Genomic DNA, 1,925 nt, shown 5'->3' on the forward strand with positions numbered 1-1,925 from the left:
ATGAACTGAAAGCCTTGTGCGATGCCTACAATGCCTTCTCCGACGAGAACGACCCGAACCTGGAAAAGCTCTCGGATGACGAATTTGAACAGCTCAAGGAAACTCTCAAAAAAAAACCGGACCAGATTCGCTCGAAAGTCTCAAGCTTGCCTGTAGCGTGGAAGCTTCTGCGTATTTTGGTTGCCCCGCAAAAGAACTGAACGATGCCCAATGGCTCCTCATCTTCTCGATGAAGGGCTATTTGGCTGACAACAACGAAGGATGGCAGACCATTGGCGAATGAAGTAACAATGCGAATCGGGGCAGACCCGACAAAGCTCAAAAGCGGATTGAAACAGTCTTCTGCCGCCATAGACAGCTTTGGTTCAAGGGCCCGTGCAAGTATCGCCCGTGTCGGGAGTTCCATCAAGGGACTTGCCGACCGTATGGTTACGCCGTTCAATTCGTTGGTCTTAGGCGGTGGGCTTGGCATTGCCATCAAGAATGTGGGCGACCTCTCCGAGTCGCTCATGTACTATGGAATGGCCGCAAAGAAAAGCGACGCGGACACGAAGGTGTTCCGCGAATCGCTGCATAAGACCGCCGTTGAAACAGGTGTCGCCGCCAACGAAATTTTGCAAGGTGTTTCAAAAATTGGCGAAATTACGGGCGATTTCGATTACTCGGAACAAATGGGCGGAACCCTCGCTAAAGCCGCGAAAGCATCCGGGGCTAGCGTAGAGGATTTATCGAATGTGGCTGCATCCTTGAAGGCCACCATGGGCTTGACCGCCGATGAAGTTGGCAAGTTCTTTAATTCGTTGATTATCCAGGGCGACCAAGGTTCTTTCACGCTGGAAAAGTTCGCGCGTGTCGGTAAAGGTCTGCTTGCGTCATCGTCTTCATTTGGCATCAAATCCGCCGAACAATTCGCAAGTTTTGGAGGCTACCTCCAGTTAATGAACGCCCAGATCAAGAGCGAAGAAGAGCTTACCACATCTGTTGCAGCCCTATTCCAAGAATTGATTCAGAAATCCGATAAACTGAAAAAAATCGGTGTCAATGTAGTCGATTCGAAAGGTGCTATAAATGATTTTGACGATATCATGCATCAGCTGATGACAAAGACTGATGGTGATATTCGAAAAATATCCACGATGTTCGGTGCGTCTTCGCTCAAGGCGTTGCAACCAGTAATGGCTGAATACAAGAACGGTTGGCAGACGCTTGATACCATAACCAAGAGCGGTATGGAAGGCATGACCAACACTAATGTTCTTGAAGAAAGATACAAGAAAGCTTCAAGTTCGTTCAATGGAAGCATTGGCAAAATGAAGGCCATTGCAGAAGACTTCGCAGATACCGCCCTTGCAGAGCCTGTTGAATATCTCGCAGATGCTCTTGGCTATGTAGCCAACAATGCAGCCTTGGCAAAGACCGGGCTGACAGTTTTGGCGTCTTCTGCGGGTTTGCTTGCCTTGATTAAGGTCGCAAGCGTCCTTAAAGACGGCTTTGGCATGGTCAAGGGCTTAAAGAATATTTGGTCAAAGAAAAGTGGCGACGATGCGACTGCATCCGCTCTTGATTCCTTGTCCGGCTCCGTCCAGAAAGTTTTTGTTGTCAACATGGGTGGCGGCATGGGTAACGCCAATTACATGGACGATGACGATTTACCAGCCCCCGTCAAGCAATCAACCGAAACAATCGCGCAGACCACAAAAGAAGTCGGTCGTTTCCGTCAAGGTCTTTCGAATGCCCGCGCAGGTCTCAACCGTTTGGGCGGTTCTGCTCTTGGTGGCCCGCTTCTTGGTATCGCCACCAATTGGGCTATGGGGCAAATCTACGACTTTGGTCAAGCCTTTATGGAATGGCGGAACGTCGTTGCCTCCTCGCGTGAAACCGCCGCCAATACCATCGACACGAACGCCAAAAGTTTTGAAGAACGG

The 1,925-nt window shown here is 49.8% G+C and carries 2 protein-coding genes; both read left to right on the plus strand.

The features are described from left to right. Positions 1-200 (plus strand): hypothetical protein (locus IKG78_RS05960; RefSeq protein WP_290940854.1); only part of this gene is annotated, 200 nt, incomplete at its 5' end. Positions 201-290: 90 nt separating this feature from the next. Next, on the plus strand, positions 291-1,925 hold a 1,635-nt coding region (locus tag IKG78_RS05965), incomplete at its 3' end, for a phage tail tape measure protein (RefSeq protein WP_290940857.1).

The organism is Fibrobacter sp., assembly GCF_017545445.1.
Classification (GTDB): domain Bacteria; phylum Fibrobacterota; class Fibrobacteria; order Fibrobacterales; family Fibrobacteraceae; genus Fibrobacter.